Here is a 19,254-nt window from a genome sequence, read left to right as displayed (position 1 = left end):
TGAGGAATCTACTCGGCGTCGCTTCTATAGTTCTCCTGTCTTCTACCGCCGCTCAGGCATCGGTTTCTACGTCTCCAACAATACCCGAACCACTCACGACTACCCGTGCGCTGAAAACCGAGGCACTTACCGTCGCGCGTTATGATCCCAGGTGCGCCACCAGTCCTGCATTCGCTTTCATGGCCGAGTTCTGTACTAACTAACTATTGGAGCAGGAGGGCAGAGGCATCGCCTCTGCCTGATAAATATGGACGATCTGGTTTTCTATCGTAATGGCACCCCTGTGGGGCTGGTGGCGCCATCGCTGCTGCATGCGGCGGCGCTTGATGGCAAGTACATCAATGGGCCCAAGGGAATAGTGGCGTTGCAGGGGGCGGATGAGGCGTCCCTGCACGAGGCCTTGGTCAGTGCCGGTGCGCTCGTCCCGGGGAGCGAGGACGATATCCGGCAGGTCAAGACCGCGCTGCGGGAGCCGGCCACCAGCCGAACCGTAAGCTACTTGCTGTGCAACGCGGACACGTGCGCGGATGTGATACGCGATTTAAAGTCATTGCATGCTGCTCGAGTCGTTATCGCCGGTTGTGGCGGGATCGGGAGCATGGTTGCGATGCTTCTGGCGGGTAGCGGGATAAAGAAACTGACGCTGATCGATCCTGATGTGGTCGAGGCAAGCAATCTCAATCGCCAGCTTTTCTGGACGCTCAAGCATGTTGGCCAGGCCAAGGTGGTTGCTCTGCAAGAGGCCTTGGAGGCCCGTTTTGAGCACCTGGAGCTTGAGATTGACCAGGCCAATGTCACGATTGACGGTCTTATTGCAACCTGCTCGGCGCATGTGCAGGCCCTGGTGGTGACCGCAGACAACCCCGGCACATTGGCGAACGAGTCCGGGCGAGTATGTGATGAGTGTGGTATTGCGGTGTTCAGTGGCGGATATATTCATGACACCCTGCTGAGCTTCAGTTATATACCGAATGCCCACTCCTACTTTCACGGCAAGCCGCTGGCCTCGAAGTTTTCCTGGGAACGGCTGCCTAACGCAATCATGCCAAGTTATGGCCCTGTGAATGTGGCACTGGCCGCTGAAATTGCCGCGAATGTCATTCGCGCTATCTCGAACAGTAGCCTTGCAGTGCCAGAACCTGCCATCAAGTGCTGGAAGATAGGCCAGGACCCTGTTACCCGAGCGCTGGATGGCGCGAAGTAATGGACTGCGTATTTTGCCAACTTGTTCGTGGGGAAGTTCCAGGGCATGTGCTCTGGGAAGATGCTTCACATCTCGCCTTTCTCTCGATATTCCCCAATACGCCTGGCGTCACGGTGGTCATTCCCAAGCAGCACCACCCAAGCTATGCATTCGCGGTCGAGGACTCGGTGCTGCTGGACTTGACCCAGGCTGCCAAGCAAGTGGCGTTGTGCCTGGACAAGGCCCTGGACGGCGTCGCCAGAACGGCGATGGTGTTCGAGGGTTATGGCGTCGATCACCTGCATGCCAAGTTGTTTCCCTTGCATGGCACAGGTGACAGCAGTGCATTCCGGCGAATCAGTTCGTCCGTCGACAAGTTCTTCCATCGCTACGAAGGCTATGTGTCTTCCCACGACCATCAGCGCGCCGACGACAAGGCGCTGGCGGCATTGGCCAGGACCATTCGCCAGCGCTCCAGCGTGCCCTGAACCAAGAGGCTACCGGTCAGTCGTTGAATTCCGGCTCGGCATTCACCTGGCTGGCCGCTGGCGTGGCGCTGGTGGCAGCGAACCACAGCGGCCATGAACTGCGATGCCGATGCTCCACCTGCACGCAGGGGATCAGCCGTTCGCGCAGTACATCCGTCCGGCCCACGCTCACCGCCAGCCGGTACTTGGCGCTGTGCACGCACTCGCGGTCGCCGAACTCGCAACGGTCCAGTTGCGTGCCGCCGCAGGGGCCGTTCGCCAGGCCTTTGGGGCAGGTTTCGGGGCAGATGTAGAGGGTGTCCTCCAGCCGGCAACTGCCACAGGTGTCACAGCCGACCATCGGGCGTTTCACGCCTCGCTCCAGTCGATGCAGCCAGTGGGCGCCCCAGGGGCTACGCCATAGCGGTCGGGTCACGGCCCAGCCGAAGGCCTTGCTCAGCGGCGTGGTGCGGCTGAACAGCTGATGGTGCATCGCCGACAGCAGGTGATAGCGGGCCTTTGCCGGTTTCGAGGCGTTGATTTCGCGTTGGCCAAGGCGCCAGGCATGGCCGGGCGGGTGGAAGGTGACCGGGGGCTGGTCGGGGGCCTGCCAGGCGGCTTGCCAGGCTGGGGCCCAGTCTTCCAGTGTGCTGAACCGTGATTGCAGGGTGGCGATGGCTTGCTCCAGCGCTTCGAACTGCGCGAGCTCGTGAATGCCGGACAGGTGCACGCCGGCATAGCCCATCAGCTTCAGGCCGATCACCTGCAAGGCCAGGCGCTGGTTGGCGCGGTCTTTTGCGTACGCCTTGGACACGGCGGCCTCGGCGGCGAGCAGGGTGCGCATCGAGGGGGTGACAGTCACCCCGGCGACGTGCTCGAGCATGGCGGCGCGGCCTTCGGTAAGGGCCATGATGCAGGCGATCAGCGGCTTGGGCCGGGGCTGGCGCTGCATCCAGTCGAGGGCTTCGCGGTGTTTGTCGATATCGAAGCCGAGCTGCAGGATCAGCAGGTCGGCACCGGCGGCGAGCTTCTTTTCGGCCTTGCAGTACTGCGCGCCGCCTTCGGCTTCCTGGTACTTGAACGGATTGAGCGCAGCGGCCAGCAACCAGTGCGGGCGGGCCTGGCGGACGATCTGCAGGGCGGCGACGGACTCGAGATAGCGCACCGGGCGTTGGCCTGGGGTGTGGCCGGGCAGGCGGTCGCCGGTGAGCAGCAGCAACTGGTCGAGGCCGGCGGCGTCCATGTGCTGCAGTTGGCTGAGCAGGTCGTGGCGCTCGCGGTCCTTGCCGGAGAAGTGCAGCAGGGCGGGGACGGGCCTGGACAGGCTGGCGAAGGCGTCCAGGGGGGACTGGTCCAGGGCGCTGCCGACGCGGTCGCCGATGGCCACGGTCAGCGGCCAGCCGCACAGCTGGGTGCGGGCCATGAGGGTTTCGAGGGTGGCGAAACGCTCGGCGCTGGGCTTGGGGACGAATTCCAGGATGCAGGCGAAGGCGTTGGCGTCCAGGGTCGTTTTCAGCAGGCTCATGGGGTGCGGGCTACCGGGTCGGGGCAGGGTGGCAGTGTGCAGCAGGTTGGCGGGCGGGGCATGTCTGATTGCGCGGGGGATTGTACTGGTTGAGACATTCACGAGGCTCTATACCGCAGCCCCGACTCCTGCAGCAAGGGCGTCGCTGATCATGAGCGAATCTTGAGTTCATCTCAAATTTTATGAGTTTGTCTCATTTTTCTCGGCCTCGCAGAATGCCCTCATTCATTTTCAGGATCGAGGGACGACGACATGGCACTGGCACATAACCTGGGTTTCCCGCGTATCGGCCGCGACCGTGAGCTGAAGAAGGCCCTGGAGGCGTTCTGGAAGGGCGAGCTCGACGAGGCTGGCCTGCGTGCCGTGGGTCGTGGTCTGCGTGCCGCGCACTGGCAGTTGCAGAAGGCCGCCGGTATCGAGTTGCTGCCGGTCGGCGACTTCGCCTGGTACGACCAGGTGCTGACCCACTCGCTGACCTTCGGCGTGGTTCCCGAGCGATTCCGTGCCAGGGACGGTGCCAAGCCGAGCCTGCAAACCCTGTTCGCCATGGCCCGAGGCCGCAGCGACAGCTGCTGTAACGGCGCCCACGCCCAGGAAATGACCAAGTGGTTCGACACCAACTACCACTACCTGGTCCCTGAGTTCAGCGCCGACCAGCAGTTCGCCCTGAGCTGGGAGCAGTTGTTCGAGGAGGTCGAGGAGGCCCGGGCCCTGGGCCACGCCGTCAAGCCAGTGGTGATCGGCCCGTTGACCTACCTGTGGCTGGGCAAGGCCAAGGGTGCCGAGTTCGACAAGCTAGACCTGCTCGACCGCCTGCTGCCGCTGTACGACCAGATCTTCAACCGCCTGGCTGTCCAGGGGGTGGAGTGGGTGCAGATCGATGAGCCGATCCTCGCCCTCGACCTGCCACAGGCCTGGAAGAATGCCTACGAGCGGGTCTACAACATCCTCCAGCGCGCGCCGCTGAAAAAACTGGTGGCTACCTATTTCGGCGGCCTGGAAGACAACCTCGGCCTGGCTGCCAACCTGCCGGTGGAAGGCCTGCACATCGACCTGGTACGGGCCCCGGAGCAGTATCCGACCATTCTCGATCGCCTGCCGGCCTACAAGGTGCTGTCGCTGGGCCTGGTGAACGGTCGCAACGTCTGGCGCTGCGACCTGGAGCAGGCGCTGGAGGTGCTGCGCCATGCCCACGAGCGCCTGGGCGAGCGGTTGTGGGTCGCGCCGTCGTGCTCGCTGCTGCATAGCCCGGTGGACCTTGAGCGTGAAGACCAGCTCGACGAGGAACTCAAGAGCTGGCTGGCCTTCGCCGTGCAGAAATGCCAGGAAGTGGCGCTGCTGGCCAGGGCGATCAACCAGCCCGAGGCCGCCACGGTGGTCGCCGCGCTGGCCCAGAGCCGCGCCGTGCAGCAGGCACGTGCCACCTCGCCGCGTATCCACAAGCCTGCGGTACAGGCGCGGGTGGCGGCGATCAGGCCGGCTGACAGCCAGCGGTCCTCGGCCTTTGCCCAGCGCATCGTCAAGCAGCGCGCCGGGCTCGACCTGCCGGCGTTTCCGACTACCACCATCGGCTCGTTCCCGCAGACTTCGGCGATCCGCCTGGCGCGCCAGGCCTACAAGCAGGGCAAGCTGACCGAAGGCGACTATGTCGAGGCAATGCATAGCGAGATCCGCCATGCGGTGCAGATCCAGGAGCAGTTGGGGCTGGACGTGCTGGTGCACGGCGAGGCCGAGCGCAACGACATGGTCGAGTACTTCGCCGAGCAACTGGACGGCTATGTGTTCACCCGCTTTGGCTGGGTGCAGAGCTACGGCTCGCGCTGCGTGAAGCCGGCGGTGATCTTCGCTGACCTGAGCCGCCCGAAGGCCATGACGGTGGACTGGATCAGCTATGCCCAGGGCCTGACCGACAAGGTGATGAAGGGCATGCTGACCGGCCCTGTGACCATGCTGATGTGGTCGTTCCCGCGTGAGGACGTCAGCCGCGAGGTGCAGGCGCGTCAGCTGGCGCTGGCGATCCGCGACGAGGTGCTCGACCTGGAGGCGGCGGGCATCAGGATCGTGCAGATCGACGAGGCTGCGTTCCGCGAAGGCCTGCCGCTGCGCCGCAGTGCCTGGGGCCACTACCTGGACTGGGCGACCGAAGCCTTCCGCCTGTGCGCCTCGGGCGTGCGTGACCAAACGCAGATCCACACCCACATGTGCTACAGCGAGTTCAACGATGTGATCGAGTCGATCGCGGCGATGGATGCCGATGTCATCACCATCGAGACCTCGCGTTCGGACATGGAGCTGCTGGAGGCGTTCGAGCGCTTCGACTACCCGAACGAGATCGGCCCGGGTGTCTACGATATCCATTCGCCACGGGTGCCGAGCAAGGACGAGATCGTCACCTTGCTGAGCAAGGCCGCCCGGCGTATTCCGGCCGAACGCCTGTGGGTCAATCCGGATTGCGGGCTGAAAACCCGCGCCTGGCCGGAGACCGAGGCGGCCTTGGTGAACATGGTCGCTGCGGCTCGCCAACTGCGCGCCACAGCCTGACTCATCGAGGCAAGACTACCGACGGGACGCCAGGCGTCCCGTTTCCCGTTTCAGAGGAAAACCCGCATGAACCCGATCGACCGACCGAAACTGACCTTGCCGGAAGGGGCTGAGCGCCTGCTGCTGCACTCCTGCTGCGCCCCGTGCTCCGGTGAGGTGATGGAAGCCATCAGTGCTTCGGGGATCGACTACACGATCTTCTTCTACAACCCCAATATCCATCCCGAGCGCGAATACCTGCTGCGCAAGGAAGAAAACATCCGCTTCGCCGAACAGCACGGCGTGCCCTTTGTCGATGCCGACTACGACACCGACAACTGGTTCGAGAGGGCCAAGGGCATGGAGCACGAGCCCGAGCGCGGGGTGCGCTGCACGATGTGCTTCGACATGCGTTTCGAGCGCACCGCCTTGTACGCCCATGAGCACGGCTTCACGGTGATCAGCAGCTCGTTGGGCATCTCACGCTGGAAGGACATGCAGCAGATCAACGGCTGCGGCCATCGTTCGGCGGCCAAGTACCCCGGTATCACCTATTGGGACTACAACTGGCGCAAGGGCGGCGGCGCGGCGCGGATGGTCGAGATCAGCAAGCGCGAGCGCTTCTACCAGCAGGAATACTGCGGTTGCATCTATTCGCTGCGCGACACCAATCACCAGCGCAAGGCGCAAGGGCGGGACATCATCCGCATCGGCGTGCAGTACTACGGTGATGACGAGCGCTAGCGCGAACCCGCTGGCGCGGGGGCGCGTCAGCGGGGCGATGGCTGGTGTTCAGGAGCGCAGGCGGGCGTCGTGCTTCACCCGGGGGGCCAGCACAGGGCCTTGGGCCAGCCAGCCGAACGCGAGGCCCAGCACGGTCCACAGCACCACATGGATGCCCAGCGAGACCACGCGGAACTGCCACAGCAAGGTGGCGGAGAACTGCTCGGGCACTTCGTTGATGGCCGGGAACAGCTTGCCGGCCACCGCCATGATCACCCCGTACAGCACGATGGCCAGCACCGCGGCGGTCCAGCCGCCGTGACGGGCGAGCAGCTTGCGGAACAGGTTCACCGCCACCACCAGCGCGGCCAGCGATACCACCAGCATCAGGAAGAACAGCTTGGTGCGCTGACGGATGGTCTCGGGATCACCGACCGACGGTGGGTTGGCCGGGTATTTCAGGCCCGGCACCAGGATCACGCTGATGAATGCCAGCAGCGCCAGGATCGCCGCCAGACCGCGTGGGCCGATCTTCAGGCTGCCCATGCGGCCCATGGCGAAGGCGAATGCCAGGGCGAACAGGCCGCCTATGGCCACGCTGTAGGCCACGATGCCGGTGAACAGCCCGAGACCGCCCTGCACCTCGCGGCTCACCAGTTCTTCTTCCTCTTCGGCGGCGCCGTCGTCGTGGGCATGGCTGTGGGCCATGCTTTCCTCGAAGGCGATGGCCTGGTCGACCGGGGGTTCGCCGAACACCTTGGCGAAACCGAAGGCGAGCACGCCCGCCAGCAGCCCGGCGAGCATGCCGCGCAGCAGCAGATTGCCAGTCATGTCACGCTCCTCGGTCAGTGGCAGGGGAAGCCCAGCAGGTGGCGGCCGTCGTGCACGAACTCATGCACGTAGGTGCCCGAGATCAGCGAGGTGGCGCCTTGTTCGGCGCCGACGAAGTAGATCGCCAGCAGCAGGAGCAGGCCGGCGAAGATCGCCCAGGGCAGGATCTCGGCCAGTGGCAGCGAAGGCAGCGAAAGATCGCTGTCGGGTTGGGTGGCAACGGTGGTGGACATGCGAGGCTCCTGGAGAATGACGCGTTCGGTCAGGATGTTGTTGTGATGGTGGACGGCATTGGGGTCTGGCTCTCGAAGTCGATTACAGTGGCGCGACCGCACCGGGGTTTCACCGGTTTCCCAATTCGTAACAAAATAATACACCGTAGCGGTTCCAGCCATGCATGAAGGATCGAACATGAAGCCCATTCAGCTGACGCTCGTCTGCCATGGCCTGACCGAGGCGCAGCGGGTGGGGCGCTTTGCGCTCGACGATGAGCCGTTGCGGGATCCTGCGGATGTGCCAGGGCGGGTGTTCGGCGCTGCCCATTGCCTGAGCGCTCCTGAGCGGCGGGCCCGACAGACTGCCGATGGCTTGTCGGCGAGGGTCGACGAGGGGCTGCGTGACGCTGATTTCGGCAACTGGAAGGGGATGCCGCTCAAGCGGCTGGACCAGCAGGCATTGCAGGCCTGGCTGAGCGATCCGCATGCTACGCCTCATGGGGGGGAGTCCATTGCGGCCTTGTGCCTGCGTGTTGGTCACTGGATGGACACGGCGTTGGGCGAGGGGGACTGGGTTGGCATTACCCACCCGTTCGTCATTCGCGCGGCGATGCTGCATGCGCTCGGGGCGCCCCTCGAGGTGTTCCACCGGATCGATGTGTCGCCGCTGGCGCGGGTGTGCTTCAGCCGGTATGGCAAGTGGCGGATGCAGGTGGGCTGATCAGGTGGTCTTGGCCAGTATCACGGGGGCTGCGAAGCAGCGCCCCCAGGGCATGCCTACCCCCGCACCAACGCCGGCACCACACGGACATAGACCAGTTCACTCACCAGTTCCACCAGCGTCTGGGTGATTACTGCCGCCGCTGCCAGCGCCCGCACCGATTCCGGCAGCGCCAGCGCCAGCGGCAGTACCACCAGCGAATTGCGTGTCGCGGCGCTGAAGGTCACCGCCCGCGCGGCCCCTGTGGACAACTTGAACAGCCGCGCTGCCAGCATCCCCAATAGCGGCGCCAGCAGGGCAAAGCCGACGTACACCGGCAGCACCGGCAGCAGGTCGTCCAGGCGGCTGGCCACCCCGCCGATCTGCGAGCCGATCACCGCTACCAGCACCAGCGCCATGGCCGGCACCGGCAACCACGCCCAGGCGTCGTTCCACTTGGCCATCAGCGATGAGCGCCGAGCCCCGGCGCTGGTGGCCACGGCCAGCAGCAATGGCAGCATGATCAGCAGCACGAAGGCTTCGATGAACGGCGCCGCGGCAATCTCGACCTGGGCAACACCGCCGAGCATCAGTGCCAGGTACAGCGGCAGCAGCGCCAGTTGCACCAGCAGCAACACCGGCGTGGCCGCCAGGGTCAGGCGCGCATCACCCTTGCCGAGATGGGTGAACACCACCACGTAGTCGATGCATGGCGTCAGCAGTACCAGCAGCGCGCCGACCAGCACCGCCGGGTGATCGCTCAGCCCCCGGGTAGCGGCCCACACCAGCAGCGGCACCAGCACGAAGTTGGCCAGCAGCAGCGCGCCGATGAAGCGCCGGTTGCCCAGGCCGGCACGCAGGTCGAGAAACGGGATCTGCAGGAACATCGCGTACATCAGCACGGCGATGGCTGGGGTCACCAGTCGCTCCAGCGGCTGCGCCATGTCCGGCGCGAGCAGGCCGACGGCGGCGGCGAGCGCCACGGCGATGAAGTACAGGGGAATCTGGTTGCGTTCGAGTTGCTCTCTGTCCACGGGCGTCCTGGTATTTCCGACTGAATCACTGGGTCGCAGAGGGTACTATCTGGCGCAGTCCATAGGGAGTGATGCGATGCGAATTCTGGTGGTGGGCGCGAGCAAGGGCTTGGGACGGGCACTGGTCGAGGGGCTGGGAGGTGCCGGCGACACTATCACCGTGCCGGTGCTGCGTGACGAGCGTTTCTGAGGTGAGTCTCGAGCAACAGGTCCGTTCGGTTATCCACAACGATGCGTTGCGCTGGCATCTGCTGGCGCTGGTCCGGCGTTTGCGTCTGCCGGATTGCTGGATCGGCGCAGGCTTCGTGCGCAATGCCGTGTGGGATCACCTGCATGGCCGCGCCGCGAGCGCGCCGGGCGGTGATGTGGATGTGCTGTGGTTCGACCGTTCGCGCATGGACCCTGGCGAGGACGTGCGCCTGCAAGCCCAGTTGCGGGCCTGGGCGCCGCAGGTGGTGTGGTCGGTGAAGAACCAGGCGCGGATGCACCTGCGTAATGGCCAGGCGCCGTATGTTTCGACCGCTGATGCCATGCGGTATTGGCCGGAGACCGCCACGGCCGTGGCGGTACGGCGCACGGCGGGCGACGGTTGCGAAGTCCTGGCGCCGCTGGGGCTGGAGGATCTGTTCGACCTGACGCTGCGCTCGACCCCGGGCAAGGCCGAGGTGATGGCCGCGCGGGTTCGCGACAAGGACTGGCTGGCGCGTTGGCCGGGATTGCGGGTATCCGGCTGAGCAGGACTGCCTGTTATGGCCCTCGCGGGGCTTGCCCCGCGAGGGCGTCGGTCGGAGCAACGCCAGCAGTGACTTAACGCTCGATGGCCAGCGCCACGCCTTGGCCACCGCCGATGCACAGGGTGGCCAGGCCCTTCTTCGCATCGCGCTTGATCATCTCGTGCAGCAGGGTCACCAGTACCCGGCAACCCGATGCGCCGATCGGGTGACCGAGGGCAATGGCGCCACCGTTGACGTTGACCTTCGCTGCATCCCATTCCAGCTGCTTGCCCACCGCCAGGGCCTGGGCGGCGAACGCTTCGTTGGCCTCGATCAGGTCCAGTTCACCGAGCTGCCAGCCGGCCTTGTCCAGGCAACGCTGGGTCGCCGACACCGGGCCGATGCCCATGATCGCCGGGTCGACGCCGGCGCTGGCGTAGGCGGCGATCTTCGCCAGTACCGGCAGGCCCAGGGCCTTGGCCTTGGCGGCGCTCATCAGCAGCACCGCAGCGGCGCCGTCGTTGAGGCTGGAGGCGTTGCCGGCGGTGACACTGCCATCTTTCTTGAACGCGGCGCGCAGCTTGCCCAGGGACTCGGCGCTGGTGCCAGGGCGTGGCTGCTCGTCGGTGTCGAACACCAGTGCCTCGCCTTTTTTCTGCGGGATATGGATCGGCGTGATCTCGGCCTTGAAGCGTCCGGCCTCGATGGCGGCCACGGCCTTGCGCTGGGACTCGGCGGCGAAGGCGTCCTGCTGTTCGCGGGTCAGGCTGTATTTCTCCACCAGGTTCTCGGCGGTGATGCCCATGTGGTAGTCGTTGAAGGCATCCCACAGGCCGTCGGTGATCATGCTGTCGACCAGCTGGCCATGGCCCATGCGTTGGCCGGTGCGGGCCGAAGGCAGTACATAGGGCGCCAGGCTCATGCTTTCCTGGCCACCGGCGATCACGACGTCGGCATCGCCGCAGCGGATGGCCTGGGCGCCCAGGTGCAGGGCCTTGAGGCCCGAGCCGCAGACCTTGTTCAGGGTCAGCGCGGGCACCTCATAGGGCAGGCCAGCCTTGACCGCGGCCTGGCGAGCGGGGTTCTGGCCGGCGCCGGCGGTAAGCACCTGGCCGAGGATCACTTCGTCGACCTGGGTCGGGTCCAGTTGGGTCTGGGCCAGCAACTGGCGGATCACCGCGGCGCCCAGCTCGACGGCGGACACGTTGGCCAGGGCCCCCTGGAAGCTGCCGATGGCAGTGCGGGTGGCGGCGACGATGACGACTTCGTTCATTGTTGTTCTCCGGAATGCGGGCACGATCGCCACAGCATCCCCGCCCAGCGCTCATTTGGGAAGTTTGTTTTTCTTAGCGATTGATCGGAAAAGCAAATGAATGCGCCAGCCCTTCGCGGCATGTCGGGGCCAGGGAAGCGCTGGCCTGCGGGGACGCTTGGCGACCCGTCGCAGGCAGGGGGGACGAACGCGCCCGTCAGACGGCCGGGCACTGGTTGGTCACGCAGTGGATCCCGCCGCCGCCTGCGGCAATCGCATCGATATCCAGCTGCACGACCTTGCGCCCTGGGTACAGTTGGGCGAGCAGCGCCCGGGCTTTCTCGTCGGCACTGTGATCGCCGAACTGCGGGGCAATCACCGCGCCATTGATCACGAAGTAGTTGATGTAGCCTGCGGCGAAATCCGGGTTGTCCTGGTTGAACGGGCTGCGGCGTGGCTTCAGTGGCGGCGCCAGGGTGTGGACCTGCAACTTGCGGCCATCGGCATCGGTGGCGTTCTGCAGGATCGCCAGGTGCGCGCGGGTCACGTCGTGGTCGTAGGCGTCCGGGTCGTTGTCCAGGTTCGCCACCACCACGCCCGGCGCCGCAAAGCGCGCGTAGAAGTCGACATGGGCGTCGGTGATGTCCTTGCCCTTGATGCCCGGCAGCCAGATGATCTTGCGCAGCCCCAGGCGTGCCTTGAGTTCTTCCTCGACCTGGGCCTTGCTCCAGCCCGGGTTGCGGTTGCTGTTGATCCAGCTGCTCTCGGTCATGATCCCGGTGCCGTGGCCGTCGACCTCGATGGCGCCGCCTTCGCCGACCAGCTCGCTGCGTTGGTACTGGGCGCCAGCCAGCTTGGCGACGCGGGCCGCCAGCTTGCTGTCGTGGCGGTGGCGTTGCTTGCCACCCCAGCCGTTGAAGTTGAAGTCCACCGCGCCCAGCGCGCCGTCGTCGTCGACCACGAAATTGGCGCCGATGTCGCGCATCCAGATGTCGTCCAGTTCGGTCTCGACATAGCTGATGTTGTGACGGCCGCAGGCTGCTTCGGCGATGTCGCGCTCGCTGGCCCGGCAGAACACGGTGACCGGCTGGAACGCGGCGATGGCCCGGGCGATGCGCCCGAGGGCGGCCTGCACATCTGCGGTGAAGTCTTCCCAGATCGCGTCCTGGGCGCCGAAGGCGATGAAGGCGCGCTGCTGGGCCTCGCCCTCGTCGGGCATGAACCAGCGCTCGGCTGCGCGGGTGCTGGCGTGGGCGCGGCCCAGGGGCAGGCCGACGCTGGCGACGGCGCCGAGGCCGGCGACCACGGTCAGCTGTTGGAGAAAGGTTCTACGGGTGGGCATGGTTCAGTCCTGTGCAGTCTTGAAGCGGGTCCAGACGCGCATGCGCGCACGCATGTCGGCCTGGGGGATGTCCTTGCCCGGGATCAGCCGGGCGTAGGTGGCCTCGTCGAGGTAGATGTCCGGGTTGTCGCGCAGGCGCGCGTCAACCAGGGGGCGGGCCTTGGCGCTGGCGGTGGGGTAGCCGGTGAAGTCGCTGATCGCGGCCATGTTCTCGGGGCGCATGACGAAGTTGATGAAACGATAGGCGTACTCCGGGTGCCTGGCGTCGGCGGGAATGGCCATGGTGTCCATCCACACCGTGGTGCCTTCGCGGGGCACGCGGTACTGGAAGTCGATGGTCTTGCCGGCGGCCTCGGCGGCGCGCTGGGCCTGGATCACGTCGCCGCTGTAGCCCAGCGACAGGCAGGTGTTGCCGTTGACCAGCTCGGTCACCGGTTGCGACTGCAGCTTGCGCACGTAGGGGCGGATGCCCTTGAGCAACGCGCTGGCGGCGGCCAGGTCTTCAGGCCTGGCGCTGCGCGGCTCGCGGCCCAGGTAGTGGAGGACCACGGCGAGCACTTCGTCGGGCGAGTCGATCATCGAGATGCCGCAGTCGGCGAACCTGGCCGCCAGTTCCGGCTTGAACAGCAGGTCGAGGCTGTCCAGCGGGGCGTCGGGCAGGCGCTCGCGGATCTTCCTGGCGTCCAGGGTCAGGCCGATGCTGCCCCAGGTGTAGGGAACGGTGGCCTGGCTGGCCTTGGGGTACTGCTCGTGCAGCTTGCGCAGGCCGGGCTCGATATCGCCCAGGGCAGTCAATCGGGCGCGGTCCAGTGGTTGCAGGCTGCCGGCGCGCATCAACCGCTCGGCGACGGTGTCGCCGGGGAAGATCAGGTCGTAGCCGCTGCGTCCGGACATCAGCTTGGCCTCGAGCACCTCGCTGGCGTCCATGACGTCGTAGATCACCGGGATGCCGGTCTCGGCGGTGAAGCGCTTGAGGGTGTCCTCGGCAAAATAGTCGGCCCAGTTGTACAGGCGCAGGGCCTCCTGCTCGGCGTGGGCGCCGCCGGCGCAGGCCAGCAGGGCGGCGATGGCGAGCAGTTTCGATGGACGCCGTGGCATGGCTCAGGTCCTCGCGGTCGATGGGGTACGGCCGTCGAGGGTCAGCAGCGGCGCGTACAGGTCGGGGCGGCGGTCGCGGTAGATGCCCCAGCTCAGGCGGTCTTCGCGCATCAGCGCCAGGTCCAGGTCGTGCAGCCAGATGCCGCTGCTGTCGCGGTCGGCTTCGGCCAGCAGGGCGCCCTTGTGGTCGCAGATGAACGACGAGCCGTAGAAGCGCATCGACAGGCTGGCGTCGCTGGCGGCCACTTCCTCGCCGATGCGGTTGGCTGCCACCACCGGCAGCAGGTTGGCGGCGGCGTGGCCGCGCATCGCCACCTGCCAGTGGTCGCGCGAGTCGAGCCCGGCGGCGCCGGGCTCCGAGCCGATGGCGGTGGGGAACAGCAGCACCTCGGCGCCCATCAGCGCCAGGCAGCGCGCGGTCTCGGGGAACCACTGGTCCCAGCAGATGCCGATGCCCAGGCGGCCGAAGGCGGTGTCCCAGACCTTGAAGCCGGTGTCGCCGGGGCTGAAGTATTCCTTTTCCTGATAGCCGATGGCGTTGGGGATATGGCTCTTGCGGTACACCCCCAGCAGCTGGCCGTCGGCGTCGGCCACGGTCAGCGAGTTGAAGAAGGCGTTGCCGGCCCGTTCGTACCAGCTCAGCGGCAGGACCACGCCGAGCTCTCTGGCCAGGGCCGCGAAGCGGCGCAGCAGCGGGCTGTCGGGGTAGGTCTCGGCCAGCGCCTGGTGGCTGTGGCATTGCTCGATGCAGAAGTACGGCGTGGCGAACAGCTCCTGCAGCAGGATCACCTGGGCGCCTTGGGCGGCGGCCTGGCGCACCAGTTGCTCGGCGCGCGCGAGGTTGGCCGGCAGGTCCCAGCCGCAGGCCATCTGCGTGGTGGCGATACGCAGCACGGTCATGGGCGCACTCCTTGCAGCGGCCAGGCCGGCTGCTGCTGGGTGATGCAGTGGATACCGCCGCCGCCATGGGCGATATGGTCGATGCGCACCGGCACCACTTCACGGCCGGGGAAGGCCCGGGCGAGCTGCTCGGCGGCTGCCTGGTCGGCGTCGATGCCGTAGGCCGGCATGATTACCGCGCCGTTGGCCAGGTAGAAGTTGGTGTACGAGGCGCAGAACACTTCGGCGTCGCTGTCGACGGCGGCGCTGGCTTCGTACAGGTCGAGCAGCTCGAAGGCGCGGCCCTGGGCGTCGCGGGCCAGTTCCAGGGCGCGGCGGTTCTCGCGCGCCACCTCGGCGTACACCGAGCCCTTGTCGTGGGTGGCGTCCACCAGCAGCACGCCGGGGCGGGCGAAGGCGCATACGCCATCGACGTGGCCGTCGGTCATGTCGCCGGTGACGTACTGCGGGTCGCCGGGCAGCCAGATGGTCTTGCGGATGCCCAGCAGGCGGGCGAAGCAGTCTTCGAAGTCGGCCTTGCTCAGGCCCGGGTTGCGGTTGGGGTTGAGCAGCACCGATTCGGTGGTGACCAGGGTGCCTTCGCCGTCGACGTGGATCGCGCCGCCTTCGTTGCACAGCGGGGTGCTCAGGCCTTCGACACCGAGGTGGTCGAGGATGCGCCGGGCCAGGCTGCGGTCCTTGCCGTGCTCGGACTTGTTGCCCCAGGCGTTGAAGCGCCAGCTCAGGCCGGCGACTCCGTGCCGCGGGTGCACCAGGAAGCTTGGCCCGCTGTCGCGGCACCAGCTGTCGTCCACGGCCAGTTCGACCAGTTCGATGCCCGGGCCGCACAGGTCGCGGGCGGTGGCCATGGCGCTGGGGTCGACCACCATCTTCACCGGCTCGAAGCGGGCGATGGCGCTGGCCACCCGGGCATAATCGCGCTGTACATCGGCCAGGCTCACGCCCCAGCCCGATTCCCACAGTGGTCGGTTGTGCGGCCAGATCATCCAGGTGGCGGTGTGGCGGGCCCATTCGGCAGGCATGCGCCAGCCGCTGTCGTGGGACAGGTCCATAGAGAACTCCGATCTATTAGGGATTTTTATCAACGAAGCCCGCCGTCGCGGGTGTTGAGGCCAATGTTATGGCTGTGAAAGTGTTGCGACAAACGATAGATTTAGCGCATTTCTGATCAGTCAGGCTTATCAGCATGCTCAAGCATTGGCCCCCGCTCAACGCCCTGCGCGGCTTCGAAGCCGCCGCCCGCCTGGGCAGCTTCCACAAGGCCGCCGAGGCCTTGAACCTCACCCAGTCGGCGATCAGCCAGCAGATCCGCAGCCTGGAAAGCTACCTGGAACAGCCGCTGTTCCACCGCAACGGGCGCAGCGTCGCGCTCACCGATGCCGGGCACGATCTGCTCAGCACCACCCAGACCTTGCTGCAGCAACTGGCGGTGGGCATTCGCCGGCTGGACCAGTACCGCAAGCCCAACCAACTGGTGGTCAACACCACGCCAGCGTTCGCCCGGCACTGGCTGCTGCCGCGCCTGGCGGATTTCCACCAGTGCTGCCCGGAGGTCGACCTGTGGCTGTTCACCAGCTTCGAGGTGCCGGACATGGCCAGCGAGACCATCGACCTGGCGATCCGCGACGATATCAGCGCCCAGGCCGAGTGCAGCTTCACCGTGTTGCGCCAGGACCTGCTGTACCCCGCCTGCCACCCGGACTTGCCCGAACAGGGGCGTACCACCTTGCATGGCGAACGCGAGATGGACTGGAGCCATTGGCAACTGGAAGGCGGAGAGGATGTGGGGCAGCAGGGCAAGGGCCTGAATTTCTCCGATCCTGGCTTGTTGCTGGATGCGGCGGGCGAGGGGCTGGGGATCGCCCTGGTCAGCCAGTTGCTGGCACAGCGCCTGATGGCGCAGGGGCAGTTGCGCGCGCTGTCCGATCAACGGGTGCGTGGGCCGGCGTGGAACTGCCTGGTGCACCGCGACAGCCAGGACGACCCGCTGGCGCGGCGGTTCCTGGGGTGGCTGCGCGAGGCGCTGGGGTGACGGTTGTGCCGCGGGGCTGATCGCGGGACAAGCCCGTTGCCACGTTGCTTTCATGCATGTGTTGCCACATTTGCGAGTCTGGCGTGGGGGCAGGCCGGGCCTGTGACAGGGGCGGCCCGGTTTTGCATCACTCCGATCAGCTCGTAATATGTGTCGGATGACTTGCGAGGGTAGTCTCACCCTCTAGTTCAAACGGAACCGCCCCTTTTCTCCCGGGCGCTTCCCCAGCCTAAACCTGACGAGGTACAGACATTGGCCATCATTCATCCCAAGGTTCGCGGTTTCATCTGCACCACGACTCACCCGAAGGGCTGCGAGCTCAACGTCCGTGACCAGATCGAAGCCACCCGCAAGCTGGGCGTGCGCGAGGATGGTCCGAAGAAAGTCCTGGTGATCGGTGCTTCCAGCGGCTACGGCCTGGCTGCGCGCATCACCGCGGCCTTCGGCTTCAAGGCCGACACCCTGGGCGTGTTCTTCGAAAAGCCGGGCACCGAGACCAAGGCCGGTACCGCCGGCTGGTACAACGCCGCAGCCTTCGACAAGTTCGCCAAGGCCGAAGGCCTGTACAGCAAGTCGATCAACGGTGACGCCTTCTCCGACGAAGCCCGCGCCAAGGTCATCGAGCTGATCAAGAACGAAATGGGCGGCAAGGTCGACCTGGTGGTCTACTCGCTGGCCTCGCCGGTACGCAAGCTGCCGCAGACCGGCGAGCTGATCCGTTCCGCGCTCAAGCCGATCGGCCAGCCGTACAAGTCGACCGCCATCGACACCAACAAGGACACCATCATCGAGGCCAGCATCGAGCCGGCCACCGAGCAGGAAATCGCCGACACCGTCACCGTGATGGGTGGCCAGGACTGGCAGCTGTGGATCGACGCCCTGGCCGGCGCCGATGTGCTGGCCGAAGGCGCGCGTACCGTGGCCTTCAGCTACATCGGCACCGAGATCACCTGGCCGATCTATTGGCACGGCGCCCTGGGCCAGGCCAAGCAGGACCTGGACGAAACCGCCCTGCGCCTGGACAAGAAACTGGCCGGCGAGATCAAGGGTGGCGCCAACGTCGCGGTGCTCAAGTCGGTGGTCACCCAGGCCAGCTCGGCCATCCCGGTGATGCCGCTGTACCTGTCGATGGTGTTCAAGATCATGCAGGAGAAGGGCGTCCACGAAGGCACCCAGGACCAGCTGGACCGCATGTTCCGCGATCGCATGTACCGTGCCGACGGCGGCGCCATGGCGGTGGACGAGAAAGCTCGCCTGCGCCTGGACGACTGGGAACTGCGCGACGACGTGCAGGACGCATGCAAGGCCCTGTGGCCGCAGGTCACCACCGAGAACCTGTTCGAGATGACCGACTATGCCGGTTACAAGAAGCAGTTCCTCAACCTGTTCGGCTTCGAGCGCGCCGACGTCGACTACGACGCCGACGTGGCCACCGATGTGAAGTTCGACTGCATCGAGCTGTAATGGTGGTATCCCGGTGGCCGCAACGGCTGCCGGGAGGTGAAGCCTGCCGCCTGCGGCGCAGGCTTCGCTGACCTGCAGGCATTGGCTTGCAGGCGCTGGCGATAGCCAGCGATGGGCGTACACCAACTTTCTCCCGGGGGATGGCCCAAGCCGATTTTTTTGCTAGCGTTGGCGCACAACGAACGCCCGTCCGCCCTCCGGCGCGACGTCGCAGGGAGCGTGCCATGAGCAGCCTGACCCAACCCGCCAGCGCCTTTCGCCACACTGCCGCAGACGGCTACAGCCTCGGCGGTTTCCGCTGGCGCCACGCCCAGCCCGAGCCCCAGCGTCCGCTGGTGATCATCAATGCCGCCACCTCGGTGCGCTGCCGTTACTACTCACGCTTCGCCGACTATCTGTTCGCCCAGGGCTTCGATGTGCTGACCTACGACTACCGTGGCATCGGCGAGTCGCGCCCGGCGTCGCTGCGAGGTTTCCAGGCATCGTGGAGCGATTGGGGGCGACTGGATTTCGAGGCCATGCTGCAACTGGCGGCGACCGAGCATCCGGGGCAGCCGGTGCATGTGGTGGGGCATAGCTTTGGCGGCTGGGCGCTGGGGCTGGCGCCGTCGGCGGGGCAGGTGCGCCATGCGCTGCTGGTGGGGGCGCAGTACGCCTACTGGCGCGACTACGCGGCGGACCAGCGCTGGCGGCTGGTGGGCAAGTGGCATGTGCTGATGCCGCTGCTGACCCAGGTATTCGGCTACTTTCCCGGCAAGCGCCTGGGCTGGCTGGAGGACACGCCAGCGGGGGTGGTGCGTGACTGGAGCACATCGACACGGTGCTATGAGCAGCGGCCCAGTGGTCGATTGCTCGACGCGCCGCCGTTTGCCCAGGTACGCGCAGCGACCCTGGCCATCAGCCTGACCGACGATCCGTTCGGCACGGTGGCGGCGACCGAGCGTCTGCTCGGCTACCTCGAAGGCGGCGAACGCCGCCACCTGCGCCTGGCGCCGGCGGACATCGCGGTCGGGGAGATTGGCCACTTCGCGTTCTTCCACGATCGCTTTCGCGAAAGCCTGTGGCCGATTGCGCTGGGTTGGTTGCAGCAAGGACAGCTCGCGGCCGGCGTGCCGGGGCGGATCATCGAGCGAGGCTCGGCGAACTGACTGGACTGTTTCTCCACCGGCGTCAGGGGGCGCTTCGCGCCCCATCGCAGGCTTCGCCAGCTCCCACCGCGGGCCTCGGCAGATTCCACAAGGGCAATGTTGCCTCC

At 66.1% G+C, this 19,254-nt stretch carries 18 protein-coding genes and 1 riboswitch; of the genes, 9 read left to right on the top strand and 9 right to left on the bottom strand.

Features of this window, described 5'->3' with window-relative positions:
• Positions 1 to 247 precede the first annotated feature (247 nt).
• The gene (locus tag F3J43_RS06050) at positions 248 to 1,204 is read left to right on the top strand and encodes a HesA/MoeB/ThiF family protein (protein ID WP_166883905.1); all 957 of its coding nucleotides are present in this window, start codon (positions 248 to 250) and stop codon (positions 1,202 to 1,204) included.
• Positions 1,204 to 1,671, top strand: coding sequence for an HIT family protein (locus F3J43_RS06045; protein ID WP_166883904.1), 468 nt, complete (start codon positions 1,204 to 1,206; stop codon positions 1,669 to 1,671). Before F3J43_RS06050 ends, F3J43_RS06045 begins: the two co-directional genes overlap by 1 nt.
• 16 nt (positions 1,672 to 1,687) lie before the next feature.
• Here F3J43_RS06045 and F3J43_RS06040 read toward each other — a convergent pair whose 3' ends face one another.
• Positions 1,688 to 3,175, bottom strand: coding sequence for a methylenetetrahydrofolate reductase C-terminal domain-containing protein (locus tag F3J43_RS06040; RefSeq protein ID WP_166883903.1), 1,488 nt, complete (start codon positions 3,173 to 3,175; stop codon positions 1,688 to 1,690).
• A 252-nt stretch (positions 3,176 to 3,427) separates the two neighbouring features.
• On the opposite strand from F3J43_RS06040, the gene metE reads away from it, so the two are divergent.
• A complete protein-coding gene (gene metE / locus F3J43_RS06035; protein WP_166883902.1) occupies positions 3,428 to 5,716 on the top strand; it encodes a 5-methyltetrahydropteroyltriglutamate--homocysteine S-methyltransferase in 2,289 nt (762 codons plus the stop codon).
• Between the two features lie 66 nt (positions 5,717 to 5,782).
• Positions 5,783 to 6,439, top strand: a complete 657-nt coding sequence (locus F3J43_RS06030) for an epoxyqueuosine reductase QueH (RefSeq protein ID WP_166883901.1) — start codon at positions 5,783 to 5,785, stop codon at positions 6,437 to 6,439.
• A 48-nt stretch (positions 6,440 to 6,487) separates the two neighbouring features.
• On the opposite strand, the gene F3J43_RS06025 is transcribed toward F3J43_RS06030, so the two are convergent.
• Positions 6,488 to 7,249, bottom strand: coding sequence for a CbtA family protein (locus tag F3J43_RS06025; protein WP_166883900.1), 762 nt, complete (start codon positions 7,247 to 7,249; stop codon positions 6,488 to 6,490).
• 14 nt (positions 7,250 to 7,263) lie between these two features.
• Complete coding sequence (locus F3J43_RS06020; RefSeq protein WP_166883899.1) at positions 7,264 to 7,482, bottom strand: CbtB domain-containing protein; 219 nt, start codon at positions 7,480 to 7,482, stop codon at positions 7,264 to 7,266.
• A gap of 37 nt (positions 7,483 to 7,519) precedes the next feature.
• A riboswitch (cobalamin riboswitch) is annotated at positions 7,520 to 7,645 on the bottom strand.
• 15 nt (positions 7,646 to 7,660) lie between these two features.
• On the opposite strand from F3J43_RS06020, the gene F3J43_RS06015 reads away from it, so the two are divergent.
• Entirely contained in the window at positions 7,661 to 8,185 is a 525-nt protein-coding gene (locus tag F3J43_RS06015; protein ID WP_166883898.1) for a histidine phosphatase family protein, read from the top strand.
• A 56-nt stretch (positions 8,186 to 8,241) separates the two neighbouring features.
• Here F3J43_RS06015 and F3J43_RS06010 read toward each other — a convergent pair whose 3' ends face one another.
• Positions 8,242 to 9,198 carry an arsenic resistance protein gene (locus F3J43_RS06010; RefSeq protein ID WP_166883897.1) on the bottom strand — a complete coding sequence of 319 codons (957 nt, stop codon included), beginning with the start codon at positions 9,196 to 9,198 and terminating at the stop codon, positions 8,242 to 8,244.
• 191 nt (positions 9,199 to 9,389) lie between these two features.
• On the opposite strand from F3J43_RS06010, the gene F3J43_RS06000 reads away from it, so the two are divergent.
• Positions 9,390 to 9,932 (top strand): nucleotidyltransferase family protein, encoded by a 543-nt coding sequence (locus tag F3J43_RS06000; RefSeq protein ID WP_166883604.1) that lies wholly within the window; start codon positions 9,390 to 9,392, stop codon positions 9,930 to 9,932.
• A 73-nt stretch (positions 9,933 to 10,005) separates the two neighbouring features.
• On the opposite strand, the gene F3J43_RS05995 is transcribed toward F3J43_RS06000, so the two are convergent.
• From F3J43_RS05995 to F3J43_RS05975, 5 genes are all read right to left on the bottom strand, one after another.
• Positions 10,006 to 11,184 carry an acetyl-CoA C-acetyltransferase gene (locus F3J43_RS05995; RefSeq protein WP_166883896.1) on the bottom strand — a complete coding sequence of 393 codons (1,179 nt, stop codon included), beginning with the start codon at positions 11,182 to 11,184 and terminating at the stop codon, positions 10,006 to 10,008.
• Positions 11,185 to 11,380: 196 nt separating this feature from the next.
• A complete protein-coding gene (locus F3J43_RS05990) occupies positions 11,381 to 12,505 on the bottom strand; it encodes an agmatine deiminase family protein (protein WP_166883895.1) in 1,125 nt (374 codons plus the stop codon).
• A gap of 3 nt (positions 12,506 to 12,508) precedes the next feature.
• A complete protein-coding gene (locus F3J43_RS05985) occupies positions 12,509 to 13,603 on the bottom strand; it encodes an extracellular solute-binding protein (RefSeq protein WP_166883894.1) in 1,095 nt (364 codons plus the stop codon).
• A gap of 3 nt (positions 13,604 to 13,606) precedes the next feature.
• Complete coding sequence (aguB, locus tag F3J43_RS05980; RefSeq protein ID WP_166883893.1) at positions 13,607 to 14,503, bottom strand: N-carbamoylputrescine amidase; 897 nt, start codon at positions 14,501 to 14,503, stop codon at positions 13,607 to 13,609.
• A complete protein-coding gene (locus tag F3J43_RS05975) occupies positions 14,500 to 15,555 on the bottom strand; it encodes an agmatine deiminase family protein (protein ID WP_166883892.1) in 1,056 nt (351 codons plus the stop codon). The genes aguB and F3J43_RS05975 overlap by 4 nt, the downstream gene beginning before the upstream one ends.
• Before the next feature lie 134 nt (positions 15,556 to 15,689).
• Here F3J43_RS05975 and F3J43_RS05970 point away from each other — a divergent pair, with 134 nt between their 5' ends.
• The 3 genes from F3J43_RS05970 (at position 15,690) to F3J43_RS05960 (ending at position 19,147) form a co-directional block, all read left to right on the top strand.
• The gene (locus F3J43_RS05970; RefSeq protein WP_166883891.1) at positions 15,690 to 16,535 is read left to right on the top strand and encodes a LysR substrate-binding domain-containing protein; all 846 of its coding nucleotides are present in this window, start codon (positions 15,690 to 15,692) and stop codon (positions 16,533 to 16,535) included.
• Between the two features lie 258 nt (positions 16,536 to 16,793).
• Entirely contained in the window at positions 16,794 to 17,999 is a 1,206-nt protein-coding gene (gene fabV / locus F3J43_RS05965) for an enoyl-ACP reductase FabV (protein WP_353618205.1), read from the top strand.
• Between the two features lie 224 nt (positions 18,000 to 18,223).
• On the top strand, positions 18,224 to 19,147 hold the full coding sequence (locus F3J43_RS05960; RefSeq protein WP_166883889.1) for an alpha/beta hydrolase family protein: 924 nt from the start codon (positions 18,224 to 18,226) through the stop codon (positions 19,145 to 19,147).
• Positions 19,148 to 19,254 lie beyond the last annotated feature (107 nt).

This window comes from Pantoea sp. Cy-639 (assembly GCF_011752525.1).
Classification (GTDB): Bacteria; Pseudomonadota; Gammaproteobacteria; order Pseudomonadales; family Pseudomonadaceae; genus Aquipseudomonas.
Note: the sequence above shows the minus strand (reverse complement) of the source record. Positions and strands in the feature narration are given on the sequence as shown.

Coding starts and splice junctions, on each gene's coding strand:
- F3J43_RS05975 (WP_166883892.1), bottom strand. CDS start 15,555: ATGGACCTGTCCCACGACAGCGGCTGGCGCATGCCTGCCGAATGGGCC.
- F3J43_RS05960 (WP_166883889.1), top strand. CDS start 18,224: ATGAGCAGCCTGACCCAACCCGCCAGCGCCTTTCGCCACACTGCCGCA.
- F3J43_RS06050 (WP_166883905.1), top strand. CDS start 248: ATGGACGATCTGGTTTTCTATCGTAATGGCACCCCTGTGGGGCTGGTG.
- F3J43_RS06030 (WP_166883901.1), top strand. CDS start 5,783: ATGAACCCGATCGACCGACCGAAACTGACCTTGCCGGAAGGGGCTGAG.
- F3J43_RS05970 (WP_166883891.1), top strand. CDS start 15,690: ATGCTCAAGCATTGGCCCCCGCTCAACGCCCTGCGCGGCTTCGAAGCC.
- F3J43_RS05995 (WP_166883896.1), bottom strand. CDS start 11,184: ATGAACGAAGTCGTCATCGTCGCCGCCACCCGCACTGCCATCGGCAGC.
- F3J43_RS05990 (WP_166883895.1), bottom strand. CDS start 12,505: ATGCCCACCCGTAGAACCTTTCTCCAACAGCTGACCGTGGTCGCCGGC.
- F3J43_RS06025 (WP_166883900.1), bottom strand. CDS start 7,249: ATGACTGGCAATCTGCTGCTGCGCGGCATGCTCGCCGGGCTGCTGGCG.
- F3J43_RS05985 (WP_166883894.1), bottom strand. CDS start 13,603: ATGCCACGGCGTCCATCGAAACTGCTCGCCATCGCCGCCCTGCTGGCC.
- F3J43_RS06020 (WP_166883899.1), bottom strand. CDS start 7,482: ATGTCCACCACCGTTGCCACCCAACCCGACAGCGATCTTTCGCTGCCT.
- F3J43_RS06040 (WP_166883903.1), bottom strand. CDS start 3,175: ATGAGCCTGCTGAAAACGACCCTGGACGCCAACGCCTTCGCCTGCATC.
- metE (WP_166883902.1), top strand. CDS start 3,428: ATGGCACTGGCACATAACCTGGGTTTCCCGCGTATCGGCCGCGACCGT.
- F3J43_RS06045 (WP_166883904.1), top strand. CDS start 1,204: ATGGACTGCGTATTTTGCCAACTTGTTCGTGGGGAAGTTCCAGGGCAT.
- F3J43_RS06015 (WP_166883898.1), top strand. CDS start 7,661: ATGAAGCCCATTCAGCTGACGCTCGTCTGCCATGGCCTGACCGAGGCG.
- aguB (WP_166883893.1), bottom strand. CDS start 14,503: ATGACCGTGCTGCGTATCGCCACCACGCAGATGGCCTGCGGCTGGGAC.